Source organism: Paenibacillus sp. FSL W7-1287, from assembly GCF_038004245.1.
Classification (GTDB): domain Bacteria; phylum Bacillota; class Bacilli; order Paenibacillales; family Paenibacillaceae; genus Pristimantibacillus; species Pristimantibacillus camelliae.
This window is the reverse complement of the sequence record NZ_JBBORD010000001.1, coordinates 2,489,141-2,515,846: the sequence shown is the minus strand read 5'-3', so window position 1 is coordinate 2,515,846 and position 26,706 is coordinate 2,489,141. Positions and strand designations below refer to the sequence as shown.

The 26,706-nt window shown below is 42.5% G+C and carries 25 protein-coding genes; 24 read left to right on the top strand and 1 reads right to left on the bottom strand.

The features are described from left to right. Nucleotides 1-28 precede the first annotated feature (28 nt). The 24 genes from dapA to NSQ99_RS11350 all read left to right on the top strand — a co-directional run bounded on the left by dapA (nucleotide 29) and on the right by NSQ99_RS11350 (nucleotide 25,995). Nucleotides 29-922, top strand: coding sequence for a 4-hydroxy-tetrahydrodipicolinate synthase (dapA, locus tag NSQ99_RS11465; protein ID WP_340836699.1), 894 nt, complete (start codon nucleotides 29-31; stop codon nucleotides 920-922). Nucleotides 923-1,263: 341 nt separating this feature from the next. Next, nucleotides 1,264-2,943 (top strand): ribonuclease J, encoded by a 1,680-nt coding sequence (locus NSQ99_RS11460; protein WP_251665426.1) that lies wholly within the window; start codon nucleotides 1,264-1,266, stop codon nucleotides 2,941-2,943. 161 nt (nucleotides 2,944-3,104) lie between these two features. Next, on the top strand, nucleotides 3,105-3,896 hold the full coding sequence (locus NSQ99_RS11455) for a ClpP family protease (protein WP_445670506.1): 792 nt from the start codon (nucleotides 3,105-3,107) through the stop codon (nucleotides 3,894-3,896). Further along, nucleotides 3,896-4,108: a YlzJ-like family protein gene (locus NSQ99_RS11450; protein WP_251665425.1), complete on the top strand. Its 213-nt coding sequence runs from the start codon at nucleotides 3,896-3,898 to the stop codon at nucleotides 4,106-4,108. Before NSQ99_RS11455 ends, NSQ99_RS11450 begins: the two co-directional genes overlap by 1 nt. 163 nt (nucleotides 4,109-4,271) lie before the next feature. Then, nucleotides 4,272-6,956 carry a DNA translocase FtsK gene (locus tag NSQ99_RS11445; protein ID WP_340836696.1) on the top strand — a complete coding sequence of 895 codons (2,685 nt, stop codon included), beginning with the start codon at nucleotides 4,272-4,274 and terminating at the stop codon, nucleotides 6,954-6,956. A gap of 144 nt (nucleotides 6,957-7,100) precedes the next feature. Then, entirely contained in the window at nucleotides 7,101-7,838 is a 738-nt protein-coding gene (gene sleB / locus NSQ99_RS11440; RefSeq protein ID WP_445670548.1) for a spore cortex-lytic enzyme, read from the top strand. A 106-nt stretch (nucleotides 7,839-7,944) separates the two neighbouring features. Continuing rightward, nucleotides 7,945-9,219: an EF-P 5-aminopentanol modification-associated protein YfmF gene (gene yfmF, locus NSQ99_RS11435; RefSeq protein ID WP_251665422.1), complete on the top strand. Its 1,275-nt coding sequence runs from the start codon at nucleotides 7,945-7,947 to the stop codon at nucleotides 9,217-9,219. A gap of 3 nt (nucleotides 9,220-9,222) precedes the next feature. Then, entirely contained in the window at nucleotides 9,223-10,512 is a 1,290-nt protein-coding gene (gene yfmH / locus NSQ99_RS11430; RefSeq protein ID WP_251665421.1) for an EF-P 5-aminopentanol modification-associated protein YfmH, read from the top strand. Continuing rightward, a complete protein-coding gene (gene ymfI, locus NSQ99_RS11425) occupies nucleotides 10,513-11,262 on the top strand; it encodes an elongation factor P 5-aminopentanone reductase (RefSeq protein WP_251665420.1) in 750 nt (249 codons plus the stop codon). Between the two features lie 108 nt (nucleotides 11,263-11,370). Beyond that, on the top strand, nucleotides 11,371-11,622 hold the full coding sequence (locus NSQ99_RS11420) for a DUF3243 domain-containing protein (protein ID WP_251665419.1): 252 nt from the start codon (nucleotides 11,371-11,373) through the stop codon (nucleotides 11,620-11,622). Nucleotides 11,623-11,780: 158 nt separating this feature from the next. Beyond that, the gene (locus NSQ99_RS11415; protein WP_251665418.1) at nucleotides 11,781-12,545 is read left to right on the top strand and encodes a DUF3388 domain-containing protein; all 765 of its coding nucleotides are present in this window, start codon (nucleotides 11,781-11,783) and stop codon (nucleotides 12,543-12,545) included. Between the two features lie 34 nt (nucleotides 12,546-12,579). Continuing rightward, a complete protein-coding gene (locus NSQ99_RS11410; RefSeq protein ID WP_340836692.1) occupies nucleotides 12,580-13,440 on the top strand; it encodes a helix-turn-helix domain-containing protein in 861 nt (286 codons plus the stop codon). 27 nt (nucleotides 13,441-13,467) lie between these two features. Further along, nucleotides 13,468-13,959 carry a YajQ family cyclic di-GMP-binding protein gene (locus tag NSQ99_RS11405; protein WP_340836690.1) on the top strand — a complete coding sequence of 164 codons (492 nt, stop codon included), beginning with the start codon at nucleotides 13,468-13,470 and terminating at the stop codon, nucleotides 13,957-13,959. Between the two features lie 70 nt (nucleotides 13,960-14,029). Then, a complete protein-coding gene (gene pgsA / locus NSQ99_RS11400) occupies nucleotides 14,030-14,605 on the top strand; it encodes a CDP-diacylglycerol--glycerol-3-phosphate 3-phosphatidyltransferase (RefSeq protein WP_251665415.1) in 576 nt (191 codons plus the stop codon). A gap of 100 nt (nucleotides 14,606-14,705) precedes the next feature. Then, entirely contained in the window at nucleotides 14,706-15,974 is a 1,269-nt protein-coding gene (locus NSQ99_RS11395; protein WP_251665414.1) for a competence/damage-inducible protein A, read from the top strand. A 588-nt stretch (nucleotides 15,975-16,562) separates the two neighbouring features. Beyond that, nucleotides 16,563-17,612, top strand: coding sequence for a recombinase RecA (gene recA / locus NSQ99_RS11390; RefSeq protein WP_340836688.1), 1,050 nt, complete (start codon nucleotides 16,563-16,565; stop codon nucleotides 17,610-17,612). 57 nt (nucleotides 17,613-17,669) lie between these two features. Next, on the top strand, nucleotides 17,670-18,362 hold the full coding sequence (locus NSQ99_RS11385) for a regulatory protein RecX (RefSeq protein WP_340836687.1): 693 nt from the start codon (nucleotides 17,670-17,672) through the stop codon (nucleotides 18,360-18,362). A gap of 180 nt (nucleotides 18,363-18,542) precedes the next feature. Continuing rightward, nucleotides 18,543-20,087 carry a ribonuclease Y gene (rny, locus tag NSQ99_RS11380; protein ID WP_251665411.1) on the top strand — a complete coding sequence of 515 codons (1,545 nt, stop codon included), beginning with the start codon at nucleotides 18,543-18,545 and terminating at the stop codon, nucleotides 20,085-20,087. Nucleotides 20,088-20,573: 486 nt separating this feature from the next. Next, nucleotides 20,574-21,371 (top strand): TIGR00282 family metallophosphoesterase, encoded by a 798-nt coding sequence (locus tag NSQ99_RS11375; RefSeq protein ID WP_251665410.1) that lies wholly within the window; start codon nucleotides 20,574-20,576, stop codon nucleotides 21,369-21,371. 133 nt (nucleotides 21,372-21,504) lie between these two features. Further along, complete coding sequence (locus NSQ99_RS11370) at nucleotides 21,505-21,765, top strand: stage V sporulation protein S (protein ID WP_025335291.1); 261 nt, start codon at nucleotides 21,505-21,507, stop codon at nucleotides 21,763-21,765. Nucleotides 21,766-21,879: 114 nt separating this feature from the next. Further along, on the top strand, nucleotides 21,880-22,827 hold the full coding sequence (locus tag NSQ99_RS11365; protein WP_340836674.1) for a dipeptidase: 948 nt from the start codon (nucleotides 21,880-21,882) through the stop codon (nucleotides 22,825-22,827). Nucleotides 22,828-23,038: 211 nt separating this feature from the next. Further along, on the top strand, nucleotides 23,039-23,611 hold the full coding sequence (locus tag NSQ99_RS11360) for a phosphate propanoyltransferase (RefSeq protein ID WP_251665408.1): 573 nt from the start codon (nucleotides 23,039-23,041) through the stop codon (nucleotides 23,609-23,611). Between the two features lie 297 nt (nucleotides 23,612-23,908). Next, nucleotides 23,909-25,459, top strand: a complete 1,551-nt coding sequence (miaB, locus tag NSQ99_RS11355) for a tRNA (N6-isopentenyl adenosine(37)-C2)-methylthiotransferase MiaB (RefSeq protein WP_251665407.1) — start codon at nucleotides 23,909-23,911, stop codon at nucleotides 25,457-25,459. A 23-nt stretch (nucleotides 25,460-25,482) separates the two neighbouring features. Then, a complete protein-coding gene (locus NSQ99_RS11350; RefSeq protein WP_432806899.1) occupies nucleotides 25,483-25,995 on the top strand; it encodes a RicAFT regulatory complex protein RicA family protein in 513 nt (170 codons plus the stop codon). Nucleotides 25,996-26,084: 89 nt separating this feature from the next. On the opposite strand, the gene NSQ99_RS11345 is transcribed toward NSQ99_RS11350, so the two are convergent. Beyond that, complete coding sequence (locus tag NSQ99_RS11345; RefSeq protein ID WP_251665405.1) at nucleotides 26,085-26,699, bottom strand: biotin transporter BioY; 615 nt, start codon at nucleotides 26,697-26,699, stop codon at nucleotides 26,085-26,087. Nucleotides 26,700-26,706: the final 7 nt, after the last annotated feature.

Genomic DNA, 26,706 nt, shown 5'->3' with positions numbered 1-26,706 from the left:
TATATGGCAAATGGTAGGAGGAATTCGGATGGAGTTCGGAAGATTGATTACCGCAATGGTAACGCCTTTCGATAGCGAAGGTAATATTGATTGGTCGACAACGGAAAAGCTATTGGAGCGTTTAATTGTGGATCAACAAAGTGACAGTATTGTCGTAGCTGGCACGACCGGTGAATCACCAACCTTAACACATGAAGAAAAATTAGAGCTGTTCTCATTTGCTGTGAAGCAGGCTAACGGCAGAGTGAAGATTATTGCTGGTACTGGCAGTAATAATACTCGTGCTTCCATTGAATTATCACGGGAGGCAGAGCAGTGTGGCGTCGATGGTTTATTGCTCGTTGCACCGTATTACAATAAGCCATCTCAGGAAGGGTTGTACCTTCATTTTAAATCCATTGCTGAGAGCACAAAGCTACCAGTCATGCTTTACAACGTTGAAGGTAGAACGGGTGTCAATATTTCTGCTCAAACTACACTTCGTCTAGCAGAGCTGCCAAACGTCGTTGCAACGAAGGACTGCGCTAATTTGGAGCAGCTTACAGCAATTGCAGCAGGCGCACCAGAAGGCTTCCGTATTTACTCTGGCGATGATAGTGCTGCGCTGCCTGCAATGGCGGTTGGAGCATATGGCATCGTAAGTGTGGCCTCTCACATTGTTGGTAAAGAAATGAAGGATATGATTAATAGCTATGTCTCAGGAGACGTTGTAAAGGCTGCTAAGCTACATCAGGAGCTATCACCAGTATTTAAGGGGTTATTCCACTGTCCGCATCCTACACCTAATCCTGTGCCGGTTAAGCACGCGCTTTCGCTTGTAGGTTTACCGGTAGGCTCCGTTCGCTTGCCACTGGCGCCAATTACGCCGGATGAAGCAAGTTTTGTTGCTTCACTCAAGCCGATTAAAGATCAATTACAGTAGAAATAAATGCTTTTGAGAAGGCTGCATGTCAACTTGGCATGCAGCCTTTTTCCATTGCATTATGGTTGAAAAGTGGGGGAATACTACAATCAACAACAAGCTTTATGTTAGCATTTGGTGCGTAAGACTAGGATGATTACGAACTGTTCCATCATTTCACAGGCATATTTTGTATCTCGACTTGTGTAATTACTTTTTAATCATGTATAATGGAGTTAAGTGAATGGGTGCGGCAAGTAAATATTTAATTTTGTAAATTCCGTCAGAGCGGCATCTGACGTTTTTTAGTAATAGATTGTGAATAATCAACGGAAAAATGACTGTAGGAGGTTTAGATTCACTTGTCAAAAAAGAATAGCCAAGATAAATTATTGGTCTTCGCTTTGGGCGGGGTCGGTGAGATCGGTAAGAACATGTATGTTGTTCAATACAATGATGATATTGTCGTTGTAGATGCAGGCCTTAAGTTCCCAGAGGAGGACATGCTAGGGATTGATATTGTCATTCCAGATGTAGCCTATCTTATAGAGAATCATGATAAAGTACGTGGAATTATCGTTACACATGGTCATGAAGATCATATCGGTGGACTTCCATATGTACTAAAAAGCCTAAAGGTTCCTGTATATGCAACCAAGCTAACTTTGGGACTTATTGATGTTAAGCTTAAGGAAGCAGGAATTCTAGGAGATACAAAGCGGATTTTAATTAGTGCTGATAGTGAATTGCAGCTTGGATCAATTAAAGCGAGCTTTTTCAAAACAAATCACAGCATACCCGATTCTGTAGGCGTTTGCTTGGACACACCAGAAGGTACAATTGTTCATACAGGTGATTTCAAGTTCGATCATTCTCCTGTTAATGAGCAATATGCGGATTTACAACGTATTGCAGAGATTGGAAAAAAAGGAGTGTTAGCACTTCTATCTGACTCAACAAATGCAGAACGTCCAGGATATACTCCATCAGAAAAAAATGTAGGTAACCGATTAGAGGAAATCTTCCGTACAGCTACTCAGCGTGTCGTCGTTGCTACGTTTGCATCTAATGTGCATCGTATTCAGCAAGTGATTAACGCTGCGATTGCAACTCGCCGCAAAATTGCAGTCGTAGGTCGTAGCATGGTTAACGTTGTTACGATTGCGAATGAGCTAGGATACTTGAACATTCCAGAAGGTATGCTTATTGAGCCTGAGGAAGTAAATCGTTTAGCTGCTGACAGAGTCGTTATATTGTGCACAGGCAGCCAAGGCGAACCGATGAGTGCATTAACGCGCATGGCACGTTCTACGCACCGTAAAGTCGATATTTTACCTGGAGATACGGTGATCATTGCCGCGACACCTATCCCTGGTAATGAACGTTATGTAGGTAGAACGGTAGATGAGTTGTACCGTCTCGGAGCTAATGTAATTTATGGTTCTGGATCAGTATCTGGCGTCCATGTATCAGGTCACGGTAGCCAAGAAGAACTAAAGCTGATGTTAAATCTTGTTAAACCAAAATATTTTATTCCAATACACGGCGAATATCGTATGCTTCGCATCCATGCCGATTTAGCCGAAGAAGTTGGAATTGAGCCGGAAAATGTATTCGTTCTTGACAACGGAGACACTGTCGAGTTTCAAAATGGTCAAGCTGCAAGAGGACCAAAAGTACCAGCAGGTCGTGTGTTAATCGATGGCCTTGGGGTTGGAGACGTAGGAAACATTGTATTAAGAGATCGCAAGCTGCTTTCGCAGGATGGAATCTTAGTCGTAGTTGTAACTCTAAGCAAAGAAGACGGCACGATATTGTCAGGTCCAGACATTATTTCACGTGGATTCGTGTATGTTCGTGAATCAGAAGGTCTGCTTGATGAAGCAAATCGTATCGTAACTTCTACATTAAATAAATTAATGAGTGATAAAGTGAACGAATGGGCTTCACTAAAAACGAACGTAAAAGACTCTCTAGGACGTTTCCTATATGAGCAAACACGTCGTCGCCCTATGATTTTGCCAATAATTATGGAAGTATAAGATTGCTTTCCATTCACCTAAAACTAGCCATCCGCTCTTAACAGAGCTGGATGGCTAGTTTTTTGTTTCATTAATTGGATTTCAGGTGATGTAGGATAAAAACAGAATAAGTACCCATACTAACGACATAAATTGATATTAGTAAGGGAGAGTAGTGCTACATGTCACCTCAATTAAAGCAAGAGCAGGATATTCAGGAAAATAATAGCCCAAGTGAAAATCCACAGCCTAATCCTATGCCTAATAACCCTAATCAAAATCCTAATCAAAACCAGAATCAAGACCAAGCAATAGCAATGAATGCGATCCAGCAGTTAGGAACTGCTGCACTGCCACAACCGCAGGAAAGTAATATTCATTGTATAACCATCATTGGACAAATTGAAGGTCATATGATACTTCCTCCACAAAACAAAACAACGAAGTATGAGCATATTATTCCACAGCTTGTTGCCGCAGAGCAAAATAGTAAGGTTGAGGGCATGCTCATTATTCTTAACACAGTAGGAGGGGATGTGGAGGCAGGCCTTGCTATTGCTGAGATGATTTCATCGATGTCAAAGCCATCGGTAACGCTAGTTTTAGGTGGCGGACACTCAATTGGTGTGCCGATCGCCGTGTCTGGCAACGTGTCTTTCATTGCCGAAACAGCTACAATGACGATTCATCCGATTCGAATGAATGGGCTAGTTATAGGCGTCCCGCAATCTTTTGAATACTTGGAAAAAATGCAAGAAAGAGTAACAAGATTTGTCGTTGCTCACTCTAATATCTCCGAAGAAACCTTTAGAACGTTAATGCTTAAAACTGGAGAGTTGACGAGAGATATCGGTACAACAATTATCGGAAGTGAAGCTGTTCAGCATGGCTTAATTGATCGAGTTGGAGGAATTGGTGAAGCAATGCTGGAATTAAAGCAGCTAATCGCGATGTCGAAAGGAGAAGTACATTAATGCTGCACACCATTGTGCCCGTTGAATTTATATACGGGGAGCAGGCAACAGAGAATGAGGTTGTCAATTATGTGTACGAAGGAATGCTAATGGAGGTTAAGCCGCTAAAAACAGGTAAAGCATTAGTAGTTAGGCTAATTAATCCTCCACTGGATTGTTACTTAGATACTCGTTATGCCCCTGGTTCTCTTATCCCGTTCCATCAAGAGTAAATTATTAATGGTGTTAACTAAAAGCTAACTTACACATCATCATGTGTAGTTAGCTTTTTATTATTTCAGGCGTGGTACTAGCATCGTATAAGTAATATTAGAGTATTTGTGATGATAGCCCCTCCCCAATCCATGTGATATAATGGAAAAAGGGGGGAGCATATTGGCAAAGAGACGAAAAAAGAAGCGTTCTATAGGAGCGCAATTAAAATATGAAGTTTACGGCATTCTAATTATTACGATTTCCATGATCGCCCTCGCTGGTGAAGCTGCTGTTGGAAGAGCGCTCTCCAGATTGTTTGGTGTAATTTTAGGGAAATTCTATTTTGTTTTAGCTATCGTCGGGATTATTGTCGGACTAGCTGTCATGATAAAGCGAGCTTGGCCGAAAGGCTGGTCATCGCGTAAAACAGGGCTTGTGCTTGCAGTGCTTGCGTTAACGTTAAGCAGCTCAATCTCGCACATTAATGCGAGATATATGGGATTAGATGAAACGGGGATTACGGGGAAATTAATTTTCCAAACATTAGATTTGGAGCTGCGCACCCAGTTATTTTCATCAGAACCTCAAACCGAGCAATCTATCCGCAGCTTATCCATTAGTGGAGGCTATGTCGGAGCAGTTCAGTATTCACTATTGTTTATGCTGTTTGGCTATTATGGAGCATTAATACTCAATATTGTTCAATACCTTATCGCTTTCATGCTTATTTCTGGGAAATCTTATGTCGAGATGCTGCGGTTCGTTCGCACGAAATCTGTACGACTCTATAAGCTTCTCTCGGCTAAGCTGAGCCTGCTTCGTTCAAGGAAGAAAGCATTAGCCAAATATAAGGAACAAGTCATTGATAATGACGATGAGGATGATGAAACCTTTGTAGTGGAGCTGCCTAAACCGAAACGGAAATCTTGGTTCTTTCATATGAATACGGAGCAAAGCGAGCCGCAGGATGATTGGGAGTTGCATCATAATGATCAGCATAATGGAGCAACAGAAGAGGCGAATGATGCTCATGCTCAGATTCTAGAGGGCTATGCTCCTTCATCTAAGGAAGAGTATGATGCAGACCAGCAAAGAGCTCAAACGTCATATACTAATATTCCTGTGAATCAAGATAACGATAATGATTACATAAGCAACGAACTTCAGGATGAACCATACAGTCATGAAGAAGACAATAACACTATTCCAACAGAATTTGTAGAAGATAAACATGCTACGACGGTACCAAGTGATGCTGCGGCCGTGGCGCAATTCGCAGATACATTAATTGAGGAGCAGCAAGCAGAAGCGACCCAGGTAGCTGAGATTAACGATGAAGAAGCCTATCAATACCCAGAGGGACAAGCTGTAACATCCGATGCACTCATTACGGAGGCGGATGTCTCTGATTCGTCTAAGGTGTTTCATGCACCTCTTCATCCGACACCAATTCCATATGAGATGCCACCTTTCTCATTGTTAAGTATGCCCAAGTCAGCGGGCAAGACGACAGATGGCCATGAGATGTATGACGCGAGAAGAAAGCTCGAAGCAACACTTGAAAGCTTTGGTGTTCGTGCCAAGGTGTTAGATGTTGCTAGAGGCCCTGCTGTAACGCGTTATGAGGTGCAGCCTGCAACGGGGGTAAAAGTTAGCCGAATTGTCGGACTTACCGACGATATCGCATTAGCACTAGCTGCGAAGGATGTACGGATGGAAGCGCCAATACCTGGTAAATCTGCGATTGGTATAGAAGTACCGAATGGCGAGATTTCAGTCGTTACGATGCGCGAAGTAATGGAGACTCCAGTCTTTGTGAACGCTCAATCAAAGCTATCCATTGCATTTGGCCGAGATATATCTGGACAAACGATTGTAGGTAATCTTGCTAAAATGCCGCATTTACTAGTTGCAGGAGCAACTGGTTCGGGTAAGTCCGTTTGTATTAACGGTATTATTGCGAGTATTTTGTACAAGGCAAAGCCGGATGAAGTGAAGTTTTTAATGATTGACCCTAAAATGGTAGAGCTGAATGTATATAATGGTATACCGCACTTACTCGCGCCGGTTGTCACCAATCCGAAGCGAGCATCGTTGGCACTTAAAAAGATTGTTGTTGAGATGGAAAAGCGGTATGAGCTATTTTCTAAATCTGGTACTCGTAACATTGAAGGCTACAATCAATTAATGAAGGATAATCCTAACGCAGTGCTGCCTTATATCGTAGTTATTGTGGATGAGCTTGCCGATCTAATGATGGTCGCATCCAATGAGGTAGAGGATTCTATCGCTAGACTAGCACAGATGGCACGTGCGGCGGGCATTCATCTAATTATTGCGACGCAGCGTCCTTCAGTGGATGTAATCACAGGTGTCATTAAAGCCAATATTCCGTCCCGAATAGCCTTCGGTGTATCCTCTCAGGTCGATTCTCGTACGATTCTCGATTCTGCAGGAGCAGAGAAGCTGTTAGGACGCGGAGATATGTTGTTCTTGCCAATGGGAATGAATAAGCCTATTCGTGTTCAAGGGGCATTCCTATCTGATGAAGAGGTTGAGGCGCTCGTTAGCTTCGTACGTGGACAAGGTGAAGTGAAGTATAACGAGGAGCTCGTTCCGGAATTAGATGAAGAGTCAGATGACTCGGTAGACGATGATATGGATGAGCTGTTTGACGATGCAGCTCGGATAGTTATCGAAGGAAATCAAGCATCGGTTTCCCTATTGCAGCGTCGAATGAGAATTGGCTATACTCGCGCCGCAAGACTTATTGATCAGCTAGAAGCTAAAGGGATAGTCGGCCCATATGAAGGTAGTAAACCTAGGACGGTTCTAGTGACTCAGGAACAATGGGAAGCCAAATAAAACATAAATTACAAGAATGAAGTATATTATTAATGCCCTTTTCTCATACTATGTGCATGTCAGCTACTGACTATGAAAATGCATCAAGAGAAAGGCGTATTGAATATGAAATTTCGCAAGATTATGGTGTTCGGCATCGTTGCAATGCTATTAACGAGTCTCATGATATACTCTCGAGTATCCGATCAGCCCAAGACACTTCCAACCTTTAGCTCTGCCATTCTTAAGGTTGGATCGTATGGTGAGGATGTATCTGAGCTGCAGGGCAGATTAAAATACTTAGGGTATTACAATGGAGAAATTGATTCTCAATTCGGCTCCAAGACGAAAAATGCTGTAACATGGTTTCAGTGGGAATTCGGCTTAACCTCTGATGGAGTAGTTGGTCAAGCTACGAAAAATAAGCTCGTTAATGCAACTAAAAATTGGTATCCTGCATTAACAGCTGAATCTAGTCCTGGCACCAATAAACCAAGCGGTAATGCTAACAATAAAAGCTCGGCAGCACAGTCGAATTTGCTTGGTTTTACAGAAAATGATATTCAGCTCATGGCTAATGCAGTTTATGGCGAGGCACGCGGAGAGCCGTATGAAGGACAGGTTGCTGTAGCTGCTGTCATATTAAATCGAGTGAAGCATCCAGATTTCCCAAACACCGTATACGGAGTTATATTCCAGCCACGAGCGTTCACTGCAGTTGATGATGGACAAATTTACTTAACACCTAATGAAACAGCAAAGCGTGCGGTTCGTGATGCGATTAATGGGATGGATCCAACGTATGGCTGTATTTATTACTTTAATCCTGATACAGCAACTAGCGCATGGATCTGGACTAGACAGCAAGTATTAACGATAGGTAAACATATATTTTGTAAGTAAATCAATAAATAGGGGAAGCAATCATTGGGAGGTTGTCTAATGGTTGCTTCTTCCATTTATAATGCGTTAGAATAAATAAACAGGTAAGAGGAAAGGGGCTAGATCAATGGAATTCCAAGTTGGAAAGGTAAAAAATATTACGATTCATGTGCTTCCAACCAATCGCTTTAAAACCTATGCGATTACGTTATTTGCTGGAACCCCTCTCGAGGAGCAAACAGTTACCTCGACCGCACTAATCCCATATGTATTACGCCGCGGTACGGCTCGCTTTCCTGAGACGATTCAGCTACGAGAGCAGCTCGACAATATGTATGGAGCGGGCTTTGGCTTTAACATTGTGAAGCGAGGAAATACACAATTCATTCAGCTTAGAATGGATGTAATTAATGATCGTTTTGTTAACAGCGAGCATTCTTTGTTAAACGGTGCGTTGCAGTATTTGGGCGATGTGTTGACCAATCCATTGATTGAACAAGGCGGCTTTCGTGAAGCCTATGTTGATGCTGAGAAAGGCACGTTAAAAAAGCAGCTTGACTCTATTATTAACGATAAAATTCATTATGCGGCTGAGCGCTGTATACAGGAAATGTGCGAGCATGAACCGTATCGGTTGAATGCATCAGGTAAGCTTGAAGACCTGCCTCATATTGATGCAAATTCGCTATTTCAACGTTACAGCGATTGGCTGAGTGAGGCGCAATTTGATCTATATGTCGTTGGTGATACAACGCTAGAGGAAGTCACGAAGCTTGTCGAGCAAAACTTTCAGATGCCTGCCAGTGCAAAGCCAATTCAATATAAGCCTGCTGAAGCGAGTCATTCAGTGAGCTCCGTCAAGACAGTTGTCGATCGAATGGAGGTTAGCCAAGGAAAGCTTAATCTTGGTTTACGTATGAATGTTGGCTATGCGGATCCAGACTACGTATGTGCGCTCGTATATAATGGCATATTGGGTACCTATCCTCATTCGAAGCTCTTTGTAAATGTGCGTGAAAAAGAAAGCTTAGCTTACTATTGCTCTTCTCGCTATGATGCTCATAAAGGAATAGTTACGATTCAATCAGGCATTGAGTTTGAGAATTACGAAAAAGCACTAGGCATCATTGAGAAGCAGCTTGATGATATGAAGGCTGGACATATTTCTGATGTGGAGCTGGAGCAAACGAAGGCCATGCTCACAAACGCTATGCGTGAAATTCTAGACAACGCTAATGATATTGCAGGTTTTGACTTTAATAAGCAATATGCGAATGTAGATCGTTCAGTAGAATCGGTTATTGAGCAAATTAGTAAGGTGAGCAAGGACGATGTGCAAAGAATTGCTAACCAAGTTGCTCTAGATACTATATATTTCTTACGTGACCGTCAGGAGGTGTAACGAATGGAGACACTTAGTTATCCGCATGTAGAGGAAACGCTGTATCGTGAAGTTCTTGAGAATGGACTTGAGATTATTGTGCTTCCTAAGCAAGGATTTCAGAAAACATATGCAACCTTTGCCACGAAATATGGATCCATTGACAACCACTTTGCGGTTGGTGACGAGACACCGATCAAGGTTCCAGATGGCATTGCTCACTTTTTGGAGCACAAAATGTTTGAAGAGCCGGATGGTCAAGATGTTTTTGCTAAATTCTCCAAGCAGGGTGCTGCCGCCAATGCATACACTTCATTTGACCGTACTGTGTATTTGTTCTCTGCTACAGAAAACATCGACGATAATTTAACGACGTTAATTGATTTCGTACAGCGTCCTCATTTTACAGAGCAGAATGTCGACAAGGAAAAAGGAATTATCGCACAGGAAATTAATATGTACAATGATAATGCCGATTGGCGTGTATACTACGGGTTATTCGAGGCGATGTATCAGAAGCATCCGATATCAATTGATATTGCAGGTACGGTAGAGTCGATTTATAAAATTGATAAAGATTTGCTGTATCGCTGCTACAATACGTTTTATCACCCTTCTAACATGCTGCTTTTTGTTGTTGGAGGTGTCGATGCGGAACATATTATCGAGCTCGTTAAGCGTAATCAAGCAGCCAAATCCTATGTGCCGCTAGGTAACATTGAGCGATTCTTTGAAGAGGAGCCTGGCGCTATTCGGCAATCTCGCGTTGAGAAAAAGCTGCATGTATCGTTGCCGAAATGTATGCTTGGCTTTAAGGAACAAGCCGTGCATAAGCAAGGTGAAGAGCTTCTACGTCAAGAGGTAATCTCCAAGCTAATGCTGGACATTATGTTTGGCAGCAGCTCTCCGTTTTATCAATCTTTATACGACCAGCAGCTTATTTTTGATTCGTTCGGCTTTGAGTATAACTGCTCTGAGCAATACGCATTTTCTGTGCTCGGCGGAGATACACCTGATCCGGATAAGCTAGTTGAAACGATTCGAGCCTACATTACGGAAACGCTGCAAACAGGCATTGACGCAGAACGATTTGAACGTGTAAAACGTAAAAAAATTGGTAACTATTTACGAATGCTTAATTCCCCTGAGGCGATTGCAACTGAATTTACACGTTATCGTTTTAGAAACTGTGATATGTTTAATGTGCTTAAATATTATGAAGAAAGTACACTGGACGATGTGAATGCACGATTGAAGGAGCATTTTGACTTTAATCAGCTCGCAGTGTCCATTGTAGAGTCTCCATCTACTTAAATGGTAAAGCCGTTACGTGAAATGACGGTGTTGATAACCGGGGGAAGCCGAGGCATAGGTGCTGCAATAGCAAAGCGTTTTGCTAAGGAAGGGTATCGCATCGTTATTCACTACTTGCAAGGACATGAGCAAGCGAATGAGACTGCCAGAGAATGCATTGCTGCTGGAGCCGAGGTGCTTACGATATCGGCAGACTTAGGCTCTAGAGAGCAACTGCTAAGAATGAAGGAAAAGCTTGATGCGCTTGGTATCGCTCCAGACATCCTCGTTAATAATGGCGGAATTTCCCATTATGGAATGTTAGTTGATGTAACAGAAGAACAATGGGATACCGTCATGAACATCAACTTGAAGGGGATGTTCATGTGTACGCAGCTGTTTATGCCACATATGATTACACAAAAATACGGAAGAATTATTAACGTCTCTTCTGTTTGGGGGATGACAGGTGCTGCTTGTGAGGTGCTTTATTCGACAACGAAGGGCGGCATGAACGCCTTTACAAAGGCACTGGCGAAGGAGCTAGCCCCTTCAGGTGTAACGGTTAATGCGGTTGCTCCTGGGGTCGTTGATACCGAGATGATGAATACGTTCGATCCATTAGAAAAGGAAGCCCTTGCACAGGAAATTCCAGTCGGTCGCTTTGGTTCGACAGAAGAGATCGCGTCGCTTATATATTTTTTATCATTACCTGAATCATCGTACATTACCGGTCAGGTCATTAGTCCAAATGGTGGTTGGCTAACGTAGTACATTTTCCTTAAGTAGCAATTAATTACTAGCATAGCCTTATGTCTGCTTGCGCACAATAACTTCTGTTGAGTCATTCAACAATTGAGTTAATGGAGGCGAGAGGCAATGTCTACTGTATTAGATCAATTTGAAACATGGAAAAAGTTTTTGAAGGAACGTGTAGCACAAGGTAAAAACATGGGCTTATCTGAAGAGACGATTTCCAACCTAGCATACGAAATCGGTTCCTTCCTTGATGAACGTGTTGATCCAAAAAACGATGAGCAAGCAGTATTAAAGCAGCTATGGGATGCTGGTGACGAAACTGATCGTCATACCATCGCAAAGCTGATGGTAAAGCTAGCTGAAAAGGCATAATTATACGGGTGTTTTACATTTAGATTTATCATTTTTTTGCGAAAGCCTCCAATTGGGGGCTTTTCGCTGATGAATTTACTGATATTGCAGGAAAGTGTTGAATTTTGTAGAATACATAACGTTAGAAAGTTTTACATACATATAGGATGGTGACTGGAGTGGAACGGAAGCAATGGTACATGGAGTACACAATACATAAAAATAGACCGGGTCTACTAGGGGATATTGCTTCTCTGTTAGGTATGCTGGAGGTTAATATTCTTACAATTAATGGTGTAGACAATCATACAAGGGGCTTACTGCTGCAAACGGATGATGATGAAAAAATCGAGTTATTGGGTAAGCTACTTACGAAGGTCGATGATATTACAGTCAATAAATTAAGAACTCCTACCATTGTTGATATATTGGCAGTTCGTCATGGACGATACATAGAGCGAGATTCGGATGACCGTAAAACCTTCCGATTTACTCGCAACGAGCTAGGATTGCTTGTAGATTTTCTAGGTGAAGTTTTTAAGCGTGAAGGTAATTATGTGATAGGGCTTAGAGGGATGCCACGAGTCGGCAAGACAGAATCTATTATTGCGGGCAGTGTATGCTCTAATAAGCGTTGGACCTTCGTTTCCTCCACTCTTCTAAGGCAGACGGTGCGTTCACAGCTATCCGATCAGGAAATGGATGCTAACAATATTTTTATTATCGACGGCATTGTAAGTACAATTCGTTCCAACGAGCGTCATTATGCACTTATTCAAGAAATTATGGAGATGCCTTCCACGAAAGTGATTGAGCATCCGGATATTTTTATACGTGAGTCCAACTATGATTACAGCCATTTCGATATTATTGTAGAGCTACGCAACTCTCCAGATGAAGAAATTACGTATGAGACATTTACCAGCTATTCCGAAGATTTTTAAGACACAGCGATATTAGAACGAAGGAGGTTGTATTGTGTCAGAACTAGGTGCTTTGCTGAAGACAGCACGTCAAGAAAAAGGGCTATCGTTAGATGATGTACAAGAACAAACTAAAATTAGAAAACGTTATTTAGAAGCGCTGGAAGAAGGGGACTTTAAAGTCTTACCAGGCAAATTTTATATAAGAGCATTTATAAAAAATTACGCAGAGTGTGTAGGGCTTGATGCGGAGGAAGTACTGAAGCATTATCAGAATGAAGTGCCTGAGCCTGAAGTACATGTGGCAGAAACACTGCCTGCGAGGAAGCCCAAACGTATGCGTTCTTCAAGGTCAGAGCGCTTTGGAAAAATAGGCTTTTCCTTGTTGATGTGGTTATTTTTATTGCTCGTTATTATCGTTATATGGTATTACAACGTTTATAGCAAGGAAGGGAAACCAGCTAACGAGCCGGACAGCACACCAATTACGGATAATAGTGATATTACCACTACACCAACACCTACGAAGACGGGGGCGTCTCCAACGCCTACGCCAACACCTACACCAACTCCACCGCCAGTAGCCATTACCTTTCAGGAGACAAAAGGGCGTGACGATATTTTTGTCGTATCTCCTGCAAAGGATAGCTATGAACTTCTTGTTACCAATAGCGGCGATGCGAGCTGGTTGGAAGTTTATGAAAATGGGAAGAATGGAACAAAGCTGTATTATGCCAACATTAAGGATGGAGAGCAGGCAGCCTTTACCGTCAAGGGTGATGTCTACCTTGTTCTAGGACGTCCGGGAAATTTAGAAGTAAAGCTTGATAATGTTATTGTAGAAGACGGGGATAACAACAAGGGCAGTAAGCGTATTTTATTACAATTACAAGCGGCAGATACGACAGCACAGTAGCTGTCGTTTTGCTTGAAAGGAGATTCATTGATGAGCGAATATTCGTTTGATATTGTTTCTAACGTAGATCTACAAGAGCTAAGCAATGCGGTTACTCAAGCGGAGCGTGAAATATCAACTCGCTTTGACTTCAAGGGCAGTAAAACGAATCTAACATTGGATAAGGACGAGCTGACAATCGTTAGTGATGATGACTATAAGCTGAATGCGGTTATCGATATTTTGCTAGCTAAAATGGTAAAGCGTAATGTTCCAACGAAAAACCTTGATTATGGAAAAATTGAAGGAGCATCAGGTGGTACCGTTCGTCAAAAAATAAAAATACGTCAAGGCATTGAGCAGGATATTTCGAAAAAGATCAATACATTAATTAAAGATTCTAAGTTAAAGGTAAAAAGCCAAATTCAAGGTGATCAGCTGCGTGTTACGGGTAAGAGCAAGGATGATTTACAAGCAGTTATGCACATGCTGCGCAATGCTAAGCTCGATTTGGATTTGCAATTTGTGAATTTTAGATAGATAATATTGACATACTGAGTGTTCAAAGCAGGTATGTTGGATGCGGATGAACGGTAATGGAGGGAAAGCTTTGAATTTAGCTAACAAAATTACGATAGCTAGAATTTTTTTGGTGCCTGTTATTTTATTTTTTCTGCTCGTTAAGCTTGATCTAGGCTCGGTAACGGTATCTGATATTGATATCTCATACACGCAGATTATTGCTGTTTTAATTTTTATTATTGCTGCGAGCACGGACGGATTAGATGGTTACATAGCAAGAAAAAACAAACTCGTTACTAATTTAGGGAAGCTGCTTGATCCATTAGCAGACAAGCTGCTTGTTGCTTCAGTGCTTATAGCTTTAGTTGAGATGGACAAGCTAAGTGCTCTTGTAGCCATCGTCATTATATGTCGAGAGTTTGCCGTAACAGGCCTGCGTCAAATCGCATTGCTAGAAGGAAAGGTCGTTGCTGCAAGTGCATGGGGTAAATGGAAAACAGCGATTCAAATTACGATGATTATTGTAATTTTGCTCAACAATTTCCCATTCGGTCTTATTGATTTTCCTTTTGATCTCATCTGTTCTTGGGCAGCTGCGCTGATTACACTATATTCGGGCATTGATTATTTTGTAAAAAATAAATCGTTAATTCCAGTGGAATAAAATAATGCACGCTCTCGTATTCTCGAGAGCGTGCATTATTTGACTTATGACTTATAGGTGAATATAAACAAACTTAATTGGAAAATGAAGGGGTGTAGGCATGAAGGCAGAAATTATCGCTGTCGGCACGGAGCTGCTGCTAGGACAAATTGTTAATTCGAATGCACGGGATCTGTCGCTAAAGCTAGCAGAGCTAGGCATTGATGTATACTTTCAAACGGTCGTAGGTGATAACGCAGACCGCATCGAGCAGGCGATTAAGGTCGCACGTACGCGAGCGGATTTACTCATCTTTACGGGTGGTATTGGGCCAACGCAGGATGATCTTACGAAGGATATATTAGCCCGTTATCTGGGGAGATCCCTTACCATTGATGAGCCAGCCATGCGTAAGATCAAAGCTTTATTCGAAGGTCGCGGAGCAGAAATGGTGCAGAGTAATATTCGTCAAGCGCACATGATCGAAGGTGCGACACCGCTTGTGAATGAAGCGGGGCTAGCGGTCGGTAATGCGCTTGTTGAGGACGGCACCTACTATATACTACTGCCTGGGCCACCTAAGGAAATGAACACGATGCTAAACGGCCCTGTCGTTGCATGGCTGCGAGAGGTGCTTGGTCAAGAAAAACCTCTATATTCGAAGCTGCTTAAATTCGCTGGTATAGGTGAATCCAATCTGGAAGCGAAGCTTCTACCGTTAATCGATCAACAAAGTGACCCTACAATCGCTCCTTATGCGAAGGAGGGAGAGGTGACCGTCCGTGTATCAACGAAGGCATTAAGCAGCGAGGAAGCGGATGTGAAGCTTAATGAGACGATTGCTCATATCAAGTCAATTGTTGGTGAGCATCTCTATGCTCTGGAGGATGTACCGATCGAGCGACAGATTGTGCGTATGCTGCAAAGCAAGCACTTTACGCTTGCATCCGCTGAAAGCTGCAGTGGAGGCTTATTCGCTGAATTGATGACGAAGGTGCCTACGGGCTCGTCCTGCTTTGTAGGTGGTGTTGTTACGTACACGAATGAGATGAAGCATAAATTGCTTGGCATCCCAATGGAGCAGCTATCTGGTGAGGGGGCTCCAGGAGCCATTAGCAGCTCTACTGCGCAGCTAATGGCCGAGAACGTTCGTCAGCTGCTTGATTCGACGTTCGGCGTATCGATTACGGGCGTAGCGGGTCCTGGTACAAGTGAAGGAAAGCCTGTTGGACTCGTCTATGTTGGAATAGCTGAAAAGAATAAGCCTACAGAAGTTTTTGAGCTGAAGCTTACCGGAGATCGAGCAACGATTCAGCTGCGTGCTGTCAAGCATCTGCAGTATCGGTTGTGGCTGGCGATAAAGGCACATGGTGTTTCAATCGACATGTAGATGGGAAGTTCAAAAAGTCCAACTTTGATCACGATGTAACTCGTAGTAGCATAGTCGGCATCGAATATGAAACGCTACCGAAATCTCCGGTGCTCACGTACCCAAAACGTACGCTGCGCTCCTCGTCTTCTAGTATCGTTGCAGCTTCTCGGTGCTGAAAGCTGAACTTTTTGAACCCGTATTGGAAGGGAAGTTCAAAATGGTTCAGCTTTGATCACGAAGGAACTCGCTGTAGCATAGACGGCATCGAATCTTGAATTCAGCCGGGTCTTCCAGTGCTCACGTACCAATTGCGTACGCTGCGCTCTTCAGCCCCTAAGCTTCATCCAAGCTTCTCGGTGCTGAAAGCTGAACTTTCGTTGGAGCTGCTAGTAATTAATTATTGTAAAAGAAATGGAAGTTTGCTATAGTAACCATATACATGGAAGAACCGTGGCTAAGCGTTAATCGCATAGCTGCGGTTTTTGCTTTTAAATGATGAATGGAGGTGCGGACACAAAAAATACGAATGTGTGTTCGAAAAAAGTATTGGCAAGAGCTCAGAAGTAGGTTATCATACTAATATAAATATTGAAGGATGTGAATCTCGTGAGTGATCGTCGTGCAGCATTGGACAATGCATTGCGTCAAATTGAGAAGCAATTTGGTAAAGGCTCTATTATGAAATTAGGTGAATCTACACATATGCAGGTTGAAACCATTTCTAGTGGTTCGCTTGCTCTAGATATTGCGTTAGGTATTGGAGGATATCCACGAGGCCGTATCATCGAAGTATACGGTCCCGAATCATCTGGTAAAACGACTGTTGCGCTTCATGCTATTGCAGAAGTGCAAAAAGCTGGTGGACAAGCTGCATTTATTGATGCAGAGCACGCGCTTGATCCGTTGTATGCCAGCAAGCTCGGTGTTAACATTGACGAGCTACTCCTTTCACAACCAGATACAGGTGAACAGGCATTGGAAATTGCAGAAGCGCTTGTTCGCAGCGGTGCAATAGATATTGTCGTCATTGACTCGGTTGCAGCACTTGTACCAAAAGCAGAGATCGAAGGCGATATGGGTGATGCTCATGTCGGCTTGCAGGCGCGCTTAATGTCTCAAGCATTGCGTAAGCTTTCTGGTGCAATCTCGAAATCAAAAACAATTGCCATTTTCATTAACCAGCTTCGTGAAAAGGTTGGCGTTATGTTCGGTAACCCGGAAACGACACCTGGTGGTCGTGCACTTAAGTTCTACTCCAGCGTCCGTCTTGACGTGCGTCGTGTAGAAACATTAAAGCAAGGTAATGACATGGTAGGTAACCGTACTCGCGTTAAGGTTGTCAAAAATAAAGTTGCTCCTCCATTTAAGCAAGCGGAGCTTGATATTATGTATGGTGAAGGTATTTCAAGAGAAGGCAGCATTATTGATATCGGTGTTGATATGGACATTGTACAAAAAAGCGGTGCTTGGTTCTCTTATAGCGGTGAACGCTTAGGACAAGGTCGTGAAAACTCTAAGCAGTTCTTAAAGGAGAATCCGGCAATTGCTGAGACGATTGAAAGTCAAATTCGTGCTGCATTCGATCTAACTGCTGCACAACAAGCTAACTTCTCATCGGATGATGAGGACGAGGAAGATTTGGAAGAGCTGTTCTAATAACTAATAATCGCCGTTCTATATAGAACGGCGTTTTTTGTATGAGGTGAGACGAAAGTGACTAGCGAAAGCAATGAGCTGCTTATCACATCGGTAAAGGTTGATCGAAAGCAAGGAAAGCAGTATAGCATTACCATTGAATCAATACCCGAGCCGATCGTTGTGCATGAGGATTTGTTTATTTCGTACCGATTAATGAAAGGGAGAGGTTTAACTTCTTCACTAGTTGACGAAATTAAAGAAGAGAATGCTAAATATATGGCTTATATTAAAGGGATACGATATTTGGCGCCCAAAGCACGCAGCAGTCAGCAGGTTGCGCAATATTTAAGAAGACAAGAGTTCGAAGAACAGCATATCGCCGTTGCGATTGCTCGACTAATTAATGAAGGTTATATTGATGACCTGGCTTTTGCTGAGCTCTATGTGCAGTCTAAACGCAATCGCCAAGGGAAAGGACAGCTGAGAATTGCACAAGAACTGAAAGCGCTTGGAATATCTAGAGAGCATATTTCCCGTGTGCTGCAGACTATCGATGATGAGCAGGAGTTGGAGGCAGCCTATGAAGCTGCCGTGAAGAAACTAAGAAGTATTCGAGGAGATAAGCTCGAACGCAGTCGAAAACTGATGCAATTCCTTCTTAGACGTGGTTATTCTGGTGATATTTGCCGAAAAACTATGCAAAGAATAGAAAAAGAGAGAATATTCAGTGTAGATGTGGATATAAATGGAGAATTGCTTGACAACTGATTTTATGAACAGATACAATGAAGAAGTATTCCTAAAAATTTTGTTTCAATTTTACTTCCAAGAATTGAACCAAAATCATCATTTTTCGTCAAATGGCGTAATTGAGACGGTTTGAAAGCCGGTTAAACCAAATAACATCCCAAGCAATGCCTTGGTGTATGCAACAAGGAGGTGAACTAGATGCCACCAGAAGTTATCTGGATCCTCATTTGTATCCTTGTTGGCGCAATTTTCTTTGGGATTGGTTACATGATACGAAAGTCGATTGCCGAGGCGAAGATTTCTAGTGCAGAGCAGGCTGCGATTCAAATCGTAGAAAATGCGAAGAAAGAAGCAGATGCTTTGAAAAAAGAGACCGTACTTGAGGCGAAAGACGAAGTCCACAGACTACGTACGGAAGCTGAAAAGGACATTCGTGAACGTCGTAACGAAACACAACGTTTAGAAAGACGATTAGTCCAAAAGGAAGAATCGCTTGATAAAAAGTTAGAAACACTAGAACGCAAAGAAGAGTCTGTAGCCAGCAAGGAGAAACGAATTGAGGAAACACAGCAACAAATCGATTCGCTCTATAAGCAACAGCTCAATGAGTTAGAACGTATTTCCAACCTGACGATGGAGGATGCAAGGTCGATCATTCTATCTAATGTTGAACAAGAAGTACGTCATGAAACTGCACAAATGATTAAGGATATTGAACAACAGGCCAAGGAAGAAGCTGATAAGAAGGCTCGTAACATTATATCACTTGCGATTCAGCGCTGTGCTGCTGATCATGTAGCGGAAACAACAGTTTCTGTAGTCACGCTGCCAAATGAAGAAATGAAGGGTCGTATTATTGGACGGGAAGGTCGAAATATCCGTGCACTAGAAACATTGACTGGTATCGATCTCATTATAGACGATACACCGGAAGCGGTCATATTGTCGGGCTTTGATCCAATTAGACGTGAGATCGCACGTACTTCCTTAGAAAAACTCGTAGCAGATGGACGTATTCATCCAGCGAGAATCGAGGAAATGGTTGAAAAATCACGTAAGGAAATTGATGATCGAGTGCGTGAATACGGGGAACAGGCTACTTTCGAGGTTGGAGTGCATGGATTACATCCAGACTTGATTAAAATTCTTGGTCGATTGAAGTATCGTACAAGCTATGGTCAAAATGTTCTTAAACATTCGATGGAAGTTGCTTATTTAGCAGGTCTAATGGCAGCTGAGCTAGGCGAGGATGTTGTGCTTGCTAGACGCTCAGGATTACTTCATGATATTGGTAAAGCGCTGGATCATGAAGTGGAAGGTTCACACGTAGAAATTGGTGTTGAGCTTGCCAAAAAATATAAAGAGCATCCAGTTGTTATTAATAGTATCGCATCTCATCATGGTGATACAGAAGCGACATCAGTTATTGCAATGCTCGTAGGTGCAGCAGATGCCCTATCGGCTGCAAGACCAGGTGCTCGTCGTGAAACTCTCGAAACCTATATTAAGCGTTTAGAGAAATTGGAAGGAATAACGGAATCATTTGATGGCGTTGAAAAATCATATGCGATTCAAGCAGGTCGTGAAGTTCGCGTAATGGTTCAACCAGATAAAATCGATGATACTGAAGCATTCCGTCTTGCTCGCGATATTACGAAGAAAATCGAAAGCGAGCTGGATTACCCAGGTCACATTAAAGTAACGGTTATTCGTGAAACAAGAGCCGTTGAATATGCGAAGTGATTTGAGAGAGAAGTGGCGAAAGCCACTTCTCTCTTTTGTAGAGGAAGAGGAAGTCAAAACGTCCGACTTTGATGACGATGTGATGCGTTGTAGCTAAGTCGACTTCGAATATGCCACTCATCGGAAGCCTCCGGTGCTCATGTACCCGAAACGTACATTCCGCTCCTCGTTTCCTAGCTTCGTGGCATCTTCTTGGTCCTGAAAGCCGAACATTTTGAACACTTATTGAAAGAGGAAGTCAAAACGTCCGACTTTAATGACGATGTGTTGCGTTGTAACTAAGTCGACTTCGAATATGGAACGCTACCGAAATTGCTTACGAAGTATGTTTTCTACGAAAACATTGTAGCTCACGTACCAATACCGTACGCTGCGCTCCTCGTTTCACTTCTTAGTATGATTACATAGTAATGCTTTGTAGCATATAATGCGTACAATATGGTATGATACGAAGCATGCACTTTACATAAAGGATGAGATTAACGAATGAAAGTATTATTTATTGGCGATATTGTAGGCAGTGTAGGGCGAGAAGCGGTAAAGCAAGTACTTCCAGCTCTAAAGTCAAAGTATAACCCGCACATTATTATCGCTAATGGTGAGAATGCAGCTGCTGGTAGAGGCATAACCCGGCAGATTGCAACAGAGTTTTTTGAATGGGGTATTCATGGGATTACGATGGGTAATCATACGTGGGACAATAAGAACATCTTTGAATGGATCGATGATGAGCCTCGCATAGTACGTCCAGCCAATTTCCATCATTCTGCACCGGGTAAAGGAATGGCGATTATTAACGTTAACGGTAAAAAGCTAGCCATTATCAATATTCAAGGTAGAACCTATCTTCCAGCGAATGATGATCCGTTTACGACTGCAGAACGATTGATTGCAGATGCACAAAAGACAACCTCACATATCCTTGTAGATTTTCATGCTGAGGTAACCTCTGAAAAAATCGCAATGGGCTGGTATTTGGATGGAAAGGCTTCGATGGTTGTCGGTACACACACCCATGTTCAGACGAATGATGATACCATTCTGCCACAGGGTACGGCGTACATTACAGATGTTGGCATGGTTGGATCGAAGGAAGGTGTGCTTGGCATGCAACGCGATGCGGTGCTGCATCGATTCCTGACTGGTATGCCGGCAAGATTCGTCGTTGATGAAGGCAAATGGCATTTGCATGGAGTGGTTGTTGATATCGACGATAAAACAGGACACGCTGTTTCTATTCAAAAAATAAGGCTTACGGAAGAATCATGGCTGCTTATGAAATAAGCAGCTTTTTTACTTGTCATTAAATTCAGAATAATTGAAATTATAAAAATTCAGTGTGCAGGAATCTTTCCCGTTTTCACGAATAGTAATATTAAAGTAAAGTCCATCAAACATTCCAGGGGAGGTTCTTAACATGGATGTATTAAAAGTTTCAGCCAAATCGAATCCAAACTCAGTAGCAGGAGCACTAGCAGGAGTGCTTAGAGAGCGTGGAGCAGCTGAATTGCAAGCAATCGGTGCTGGCGCTTTGAACCAAGCGATCAAAGCAGTAGCCATTGCGCGTGGCTTTGTCGCACCTAGTGGAGTTGATTTGATTTGTATTCCTGCATTTACTGATATTGTTATTGATGGAGAAGATCGGACGGCAATAAAGCTCATCGTGGAGCCTAGATAATGATGGCCAATATGGTCCATGCGGATATAGAGCGGATGAGAATATTAGGCCTGTTTACTTCCACAGTAAACAGGTTATTTGCTTTCATAGTACGGAGCAGAGGAGGCGTACGAAATGCGCAAAATTGACTTTCACTGTGATGTCATAAGTAAGCTGCTCAAGGATAATAGCTTAGATTTTCATAAGGAGCAATTTGCTTCTAGACTGGACGTAACGCTGCAATCGTTATTAGATGCTAATTACATGATCCAAGTATTTGCTGTTTATATTCCTTCAGATCACTCGAAGGATCTAGTAACGATTATGAAGAGCATCGAGATCTTCTATGAGCGTGTAGCTAATCATCCCAATATGATCGTGGTTGACTCTGCGATTGATGTGGAGCGCTGCAAGGCTACAAATAAAGTAGGTGCGATTCTATCGCTGGAGGGAGTAGATGGATTACAGGGCCATTTATTTCTTACTTCGCTGATGCACCGCTTAGGTGTTCGGTTCGCTGGACTTACCTGGAATGGAGCGAATTGGGCCGCAGATGGAATATTAGAGGATAACGGTGCTGGGCTATCAAGTTTGGGCAAGGATTTTGTTCATCGCTGTAATGAGCAAGGAATTACAATCGATGTATCGCATTTGTCAGAAAAAAGCTTTTGGGACGTATACAAAGCAAGCCAAAAGCCAGTTATTGCATCACATTCGAATGCAAAGGCTGTGTGCGATCATCCGCGCAACTTAACGGATGAACAGATCAGAGCGATCGTACGTTGTGAGGGTCTTATTGGACTAACCTATGTGCCATGGTTTGTTACAGATGGTCGAATGGCTACAATGCATGATTTACTAAAGCATATTAATCATATGCTTGCGCTCGGTGCCGAAGACCAGCTAATGTTAGGATCTGATTTTGATGGTATTGACAGTTATATCGAAGGCTTAAAATCACCTCGTGACGTAAATCAGCTGGAAAGCCTACTTCTGCAATACTATGATCGAGAATTTGTAGAGAAGCTGATGTGGCGTAACGCTTATCAATTCCTCATTCGTAATTTAAATTCAAAACGATAGTTCGGCAAAGTCATACTTACATATTAATTAGAAAAAAGACGCCTATAGGCGTCTTTTCTCTTGTTTTCTTGTTTTGAGCTTCGTATTAAGCTTACGACTGCTTGTTCTTATCATGGAAAAAGTGATATGATAAAGGTATATGAACAAGTGTCATATGCCTTACGTGTGTCATACACGAAAGAGATAAAAAATTATTGGAGTGTACAGAGAAATGGAAAAATTAATACCTGTAGGCGTATCAGCAAGACATATTCATCTATCCCAAGAGCATGTTGAAGTGCTATTCGGGAAAGGTTATCAATTAACTGAATTTAAACCATTATCTCAGCCAGGACAATATGCAGCCAATGAAACCGTAGAGGTTGTTGGACCAAAAAGCGGATTTCCTAAAGTTCGTATTCTAGGACCTGCTCGTAAAGCTACTCAATTGGAGGTTTCCCGTACGGATTCATTTGCGCTTGGCGTAAAGGCTCCAGTTCGTGAGTCTGGCGATATCGCTGGTTCTGCTGGCATCACTATTAAAGGACCTGCTGGTGAGGTTACGATCGAAGAGGGCGTAATCGTAGCAGCACGCCATATTCATTTCCATACATCAGATGCTGAAAAATGGGGCATCTCGGATAAGCAAAAGCTTCGTGTTCGCGTAGGTGGCGAGCGTGGTGTTGTATTTGAAAACGTCGTTGCACGTGTATCAGCTGATTTTGCATTGGATATGCATATTGATACCGATGAAGCCAATGCAGCTGGCGTTAACAATGGTGACACAGCCGAAATTATTGACTAATATATCAAAGAATAGCCTCTGATCTAGCTTATGTGATTAACCCATAGGCCAGATCAGAGGCTTTTTTTGTTAATGAACAGAAGTTTCGTGGTAGAAAACAGTGGAACACGTTTACAAGACTATGTAAGAGCTTTTTGATAAGCGTAAAGGGGCGTATGCGCCTTCCAATAGCCCGCATAAAGCTCGTCTAAAAGTAAAATAGTTGTATACTGTATCGGAGTAGTATTATATGATATAATTTGATATTGGTATGATTAGTAGAAGATGAAACGATAATTAAGGGAAGTGGATAGATAGATGTCAACTGGTAAAAAGGATTACTCTAAATACTTTGACTTCTCGAATGTAAAGGTTATAAGTGAAGTTGACGGTAAAAAAACAATACGCGTCAATGGTCGAAATATTCAGCTAAACGCAGCGCCAAACTACCGTGAAGAAAAGCGACGCGGTAAGGAAGAGATTCAAGTCCATTATGACTTTTCTATTCCTGAGGAAATGAAGCAATTTGGTAAAGGCAGATATTACTTAATCTATACGTACGGCTGCCAAATGAACGAGCATGATACGGAAGTCATGAAGGGCATGTTCGAGGAGATGGGCTATCAGCCTACAGAGGATCGCAAGCAAGCAGATGTTATCTTGCTGAATACTTGTGCGATACGGGAAAATGCAGAGGATAAAGTATTCGGAGAGCTAGGGCATCTGAAGGGCTTGAAGGTTGAAAATCCTGAATTGATTATTGGGGTTTGCGGCTGTATGTCTCAGGAGGAAGCTGTCGTTAATCGTCTGCTCCAAAGCCATGCATTTGTGGATATGATTTTCGGAACACATAATATTCACCGTCTTCCTCAGCTGCTACAGGAAGCTTACTTCAGCAAGGAGCTCGTTGTTGAGGTATGGTCCAAGGAAGGCGACATTATTGAAAATATGCCTAAGAAGCGTGACGGAATGCGCGCTTGGGTCAACATTATGTACGGCTGTGACAAGTTCTGTACGTATTGTATCGTGCCATACACAAGAGGCAAGGAGCGTAGTCGCCGTCCAGAGGATGTCATTGCAGAAGTGCGTCAGCTGGCACGTGAGGGCTATCAAGAGGTAACGCTGCTTGGACAGAACGTCAATGCGTATGGTAAAGACTTCGAGGATATAGACTATCGCTTCGGTCATCTAATGGACGATATTTCCAAAATCGATATTCCTCGTATTCGTTTTACTACGAGTCATCCGCGTGACTTTGACGATCACTTAATTGAGGTGCTCGCTAAAGGCGGCAATCTTGTTGAGCATATCCATCTACCTGTACAATCAGGCAGCTCGACGATCTTGAAGAGAATGAGTCGTAAGTACAATCGCGAGCAGTACTTAGAGCTTGTAGCTAAAATTAAAAAAGCGATTCCGAATGCCGTGCTGACAACAGATATTATTGTCGGCTTCCCAGGTGAAACGGAAGAGCAATTTGAAGAAACATACTCACTCGTAAAAGAGGTAGAATTTGATTTTGCCTTCTCCTTTATCTACTCAGCGAGAGCAGGCACGCCTGCTGCGGAGATGGAAGACGATGTGCCAGTTGAAGTAAAGAAGCAGCGTTTATATCGTTTGAATGAGCTGCTTGCATCGATTTCACGTAAAAAGAATGAAGCGATGGTCGGTCAAGAGGTTGAGGTTCTTTTTGAAAGTGTAAGTAAGAACAATGAGAAGGTGCTTTCAGGACGTACGAGATCGAATAAGCTTGTGCACGTTGAAGGTCCACAGGATTGGATTGGTAAACGCATGATCGTTAAAGTTACAGACGCTCAAAGCTTTTACATTAAAGCAGAACCAATAGATAGCTCAATTATGACAAACTAATCGAATAGGAGCGAGATCAATTGATGAAAAGGCTTCAGGATTCAATAGAGGGTAAGCTATTCCAACACGGCGGCGAAAGCGGCGGTGCTTGTTCGCATAACGGGATTCATGCGCAGGTAGAATCCTATGATATTGTAGATTTGCGTGTGAAGGAAGATGTGCAAGAGAAAGCAAGAGAGCTTGCAAGTATGCTTGCTCAATCAGAAGAGGTTTTGCACTATCGTCGCGCAGAGGATAAAATCAACAGTCATCCACGTGTTCAGCAGCTTATTACAGCGATTAAGAAAAAGCAAAAAGAAGTTGTTGCCTTTGAGAACACATTCAAAAATCCAGAGATGGTAAAGAAGATTGAAGCAGAGATGGAAGAGCTTCAGGATGAGCTAGATAGTATTCCAGTAGTAACAGAGTTCCAGCAAAGTCAAGCAGACATTAACTACTTGCTACAGCTTGTCATCTCGATTGTTCGCGATACGCTAACAGAGAAAATTAATCTTGATGATATGCCGAAGGAAGAATCGGATGATTGCCTAGATTAATTGAAATATAAAAAGCATCTGCTCACCGATGCAAGCCTGCTAATACATCGTTATGCAGGGCTTGCTGTGGTGGACAGATGCTTATTTAGTTAGGACATATCTGCGGAATGATTGTTCTGGGATATGTAGCTAAGCTGCTGATTGCGCAGCTTCATAATCGGCTTATACAGCGCGATGAACAGTGCAAGTGCGACTGCAGCCTTAAGTGTATCGCCAATGAGATAAGGGTAGCAGGCAAGTGCAAGTGATTTGGCAAGAGACATATCTAACACCGCCATAAACCAAGGAACGCCAGCAGCATAAGCTAGCCAAGAGCTACATAATAGGAAAAGAATAAGCAGACTAATCAACTTTTTAGCTGTCAGCGTAGCTCCTTTGCCTACAATCGCGTTTATCCCTAAGCTGATCAACAACGCACCAAACGGAAAATAGATCAGAAATCCACCTGTTGGACCTAGCAAATGTGAGAGTCCACTTTTTCCTCCAAAAACGGGTAGTCCGAGTACTCCTAATATAACGACAATAACAACGCTAATAAATGCGTCACGAGGTTTTAGCAGCATGCCTGCAATAATGACAGCCAACGTTTGCAGTGTAATCGGCACTGGAGAAAACGATAGCTTGAGCTGGATGGCTGAAAACACAATAAATACTGCGCTGCACAGTGCAATATACACGAGTGAGCGAATGGGTACTGCCTTCATTCTATTC

What these genes read in the sequence shown, in the direction of transcription:
- NSQ99_RS11375 (WP_251665410.1), top strand. Translation starts at nt 20,574, where the DNA reads ATGAAAGTATTATTTATTGGCGATATTGTAGGCAGTGTAGGGCGAGAA.
- NSQ99_RS11450 (WP_251665425.1), top strand. Translation starts at nt 3,896, where the DNA reads ATGCTGCACACCATTGTGCCCGTTGAATTTATATACGGGGAGCAGGCA.
- miaB (WP_251665407.1), top strand. Translation starts at nt 23,909, where the DNA reads ATGTCAACTGGTAAAAAGGATTACTCTAAATACTTTGACTTCTCGAAT.
- NSQ99_RS11455 (WP_445670506.1), top strand. Translation starts at nt 3,105, where the DNA reads ATGTCACCTCAATTAAAGCAAGAGCAGGATATTCAGGAAAATAATAGC.
- NSQ99_RS11420 (WP_251665419.1), top strand. Translation starts at nt 11,371, where the DNA reads ATGTCTACTGTATTAGATCAATTTGAAACATGGAAAAAGTTTTTGAAG.
- dapA (WP_340836699.1), top strand. Translation starts at nt 29, where the DNA reads ATGGAGTTCGGAAGATTGATTACCGCAATGGTAACGCCTTTCGATAGC.
- NSQ99_RS11395 (WP_251665414.1), top strand. Translation starts at nt 14,706, where the DNA reads ATGAAGGCAGAAATTATCGCTGTCGGCACGGAGCTGCTGCTAGGACAA.
- NSQ99_RS11370 (WP_025335291.1), top strand. Translation starts at nt 21,505, where the DNA reads ATGGATGTATTAAAAGTTTCAGCCAAATCGAATCCAAACTCAGTAGCA.
- yfmF (WP_251665422.1), top strand. Translation starts at nt 7,945, where the DNA reads ATGGAATTCCAAGTTGGAAAGGTAAAAAATATTACGATTCATGTGCTT.
- NSQ99_RS11345 (WP_251665405.1), bottom strand. Translation starts at nt 26,699, where the DNA reads ATGAAGGCAGTACCCATTCGCTCACTCGTGTATATTGCACTGTGCAGC.
- yfmH (WP_251665421.1), top strand. Translation starts at nt 9,223, where the DNA reads ATGGAGACACTTAGTTATCCGCATGTAGAGGAAACGCTGTATCGTGAA.
- rny (WP_251665411.1), top strand. Translation starts at nt 18,543, where the DNA reads ATGCCACCAGAAGTTATCTGGATCCTCATTTGTATCCTTGTTGGCGCA.
- ymfI (WP_251665420.1), top strand. Translation starts at nt 10,513, where the DNA reads ATGGTAAAGCCGTTACGTGAAATGACGGTGTTGATAACCGGGGGAAGC.
- NSQ99_RS11365 (WP_340836674.1), top strand. Translation starts at nt 21,880, where the DNA reads ATGCGCAAAATTGACTTTCACTGTGATGTCATAAGTAAGCTGCTCAAG.
- sleB (WP_445670548.1), top strand. Translation starts at nt 7,101, where the DNA reads ATGCTATTAACGAGTCTCATGATATACTCTCGAGTATCCGATCAGCCC.
- NSQ99_RS11360 (WP_251665408.1), top strand. Translation starts at nt 23,039, where the DNA reads ATGGAAAAATTAATACCTGTAGGCGTATCAGCAAGACATATTCATCTA.
- NSQ99_RS11350 (WP_432806899.1), top strand. Translation starts at nt 25,483, where the DNA reads ATGAAAAGGCTTCAGGATTCAATAGAGGGTAAGCTATTCCAACACGGC.